Below are 2,633 nucleotides of genomic sequence, written 5' to 3' on the forward strand. Positions count from 1 at the left end.
CCATCATCGCGGTCTACGGGGTCAACGATATGGCACCGTGGGGACACATGTATGTCAATCCTGGTCTAACAGAGCCTTGGATAAACATATCGCCATTCATCGGTTACGGGTGTTTTACCATTGCGCGCCCGTGCTATGCTGAATTGGTCTTTTTCTCATCCGGTAACGAAAGGACCGTCCATGCCTACTGACATCGAAATCGCACGTTCCGTCACGCCGCTGCCCATTACCGAGGTGGCTAAGAACGCCGGCGTCGACGTAAAGCACCTGATTCCGTACGGCTTCGACAAGGCTAAGGTTGACTATTCGCTGCTCAACGAGCCGACCAATCACCAGGCCAAGCTCGTCCTCGTGACCGCCATCAACCCCACGCCCGCCGGCGAGGGCAAGACCACCACGACCATCGGTCTGGCCGATGGCCTGCGCCGTCGCGGCGTCAAGAGCGCTGTGGCCCTGCGTGAGCCTTCGCTCGGCCCCGTCTTTGGCGTAAAGGGCGGTGCCGCCGGCGGCGGTTGGGCCCAGGTCATCCCCATGGAGGACATCAACCTGCACTTTACCGGCGACTTCCACGCTATCGGTGCCGCCAATAACCTGCTGGCCGCCATGCTCGACAACCATATTCAGCAGGGCAACCAGCTCGGTATCGACGTTAAGCGCATTACTTGGAAGCGCGTCGTCGACATGAACGACCGTCAGCTGCGCCATGTTATCGACGGCATTGGCGGCAAGGCTCAGGGCGTGCCGCGCGAGGACGGCTTCGATATCACCGTTGCCTCCGAGGTTATGGCAATCCTGTGCCTGTCCACGAGCATCAACGACCTCAAGGAGCGCTTGGGCGAGATCGTCGTCGGCTACAGCTATGCCGGCGAGCCCGTCCGCGCCCGCGACCTCAAGGCTCAGGGCGCCATGGCCGCGCTGCTTAAGGACGCGCTCAAGCCCAACCTGGTGCAGACGCTCGAGGGTACGCCTGCGTTTGTCCACGGCGGTCCCTTCGCCAACATCGCCCATGGCTGCAATTCCATCATGGCCACGCGTATGGCTATGCGTTTTGGCGATGTCGCCATTACCGAGGCAGGCTTTGGCGCCGACCTGGGTGCCGAGAAGTTCCTCGACATCAAGTGCCGCATGACGGGCGTCCGCCCCAGCGCCGTCGTGATTGTCGCCACCGCCCGTGCGCTTAAGTACAACGGCGGTGTTGCCAAGGCCGACCTCAACGAGGAGAACCTCGAGGCCCTCAAGGCCGGTATGCCCAACCTGCTGCGCCACGTCGACAACATTCAGAATGTCTACGGTCTGCCCTGCGTGGTCGCCATCAACCGCTTCCCGACGGACACTGAGGCCGAGCTTGCGCTCATCGAATCCGAGTGCCAGAAGCTCGGCGTCAACGTTAAGCTTTCCGAGGTCTGGGCCAAGGGCGGCGAGGGCGCGCTCGACCTGGCCGATGAGGTCATGCGCCTGATTGAGCAGCCGAGTGAGCTCAAGTTTGCCTACGAGGACGGTGCCGATGTTGCCGATGCCCTCGAGGCCGTTGCCACCAAGGTCTACCGCGCCGACGGCGTCGACTTTACGCCAGCTGCCAAGCGCCAGCTCGCCGAGCTGCGCGAGAACGGCTTTGGTAACCTGCCGGTGTGCGTCGCCAAGACGCAGTACAGCTTTAGCGACAACGCCAAGGCCCTGGGCGCTCCCGAGGGCTTCCGCATCACCGTGCGCGAGCTCAAGGTTTCTGCCGGCGCCCACTTTGTGGTCGCGCTGACTGGCAGCGTCCTGACTATGCCGGGCCTGCCCAAGGTTCCCGCGGCAGAGAACATCGACGTCGACAACGACGGCAACATCACCGGCCTGTTCTAAGCCTGCTGACTATAGCTGCTAGCCCGCCCCGTCGCGCCTACCAAGGCTCGGCGGGGCTTTTTGATCCTTAGGCACGCGCATGTCTTGTAGATACCGGCGGGCTTTGCCCATCATAGGCTTTTGCGCGGGTAGAATGCATGGATAACTTGATGCTTGCAGGCGACGGAAAGGAAACGTTGCATGGACCAGGACAAGACGACCGTGATGGGCGGATATGGCTCCGCACAGGCTGGCGATAGCGCCGATGCGACTCGCGTTGTTTCCAACCCCGGTTATACCGACCCCGCCGCGACGCAGACGTCTGCCGAACCCACACGGGTTATAGGCTACGGCGATACACCACGGGATCCGTTTGATTATGCACCGCAGGACCCGTATGACAATGCGGCGCCGGACCCGTATGGCAATGCGGCGACAGATGCTTATAACAACCTGCCGCATAATCCCATTCCGCAGCCTCAGCAGACGACGTATATGCCGCGTACGGCGCAGGTCCAGTCTCGTTATGAGTCGCGCGATCCGCATGCGTGCCAGCCGTATCGCGAGTATCCCAAATCGATTCCGCAGTATGGTGAGGACGAGGAGAAGGCACCGTCGCGTTCGTCGAGCGTGATCAAGAAAATCCTGATTGTGCTGGCGATCTTCTTTGCCTTGTCGATCGTGTTCGCCATCGTGTCGGGCATGCTCAACAAGCGGGGCGCCACGACCGATGCCACGACCGAGCAGGCCGAGACCACCCAGTCTGCTGCCGTCGACCTGAGCGATATCCCGGGACAGTACTGGTC

At 61.6% G+C, this 2,633-nt stretch carries 2 protein-coding genes; both read left to right on the top strand.

The features are described 5' to 3' along the window. Window positions 1–180 precede the first annotated feature (180 nt). Window positions 181–1,848 (top strand): formate--tetrahydrofolate ligase, encoded by a 1,668-nt coding sequence (locus AB5405_RS04525; protein WP_368137727.1) that lies wholly within the window; start codon window positions 181–183, stop codon window positions 1,846–1,848. A gap of 180 nt (window positions 1,849–2,028) precedes the next feature. Then, window positions 2,029–2,633, top strand: a 605-nt coding sequence (locus AB5405_RS04530; protein WP_368137728.1) for a hypothetical protein, incomplete at its 3' end; no start/stop codon positions are given.

This window comes from Collinsella aerofaciens, from assembly GCF_040920445.1.
Classification (GTDB): Bacteria; Actinomycetota; Coriobacteriia; order Coriobacteriales; family Coriobacteriaceae; genus Collinsella; species Collinsella aerofaciens_BH.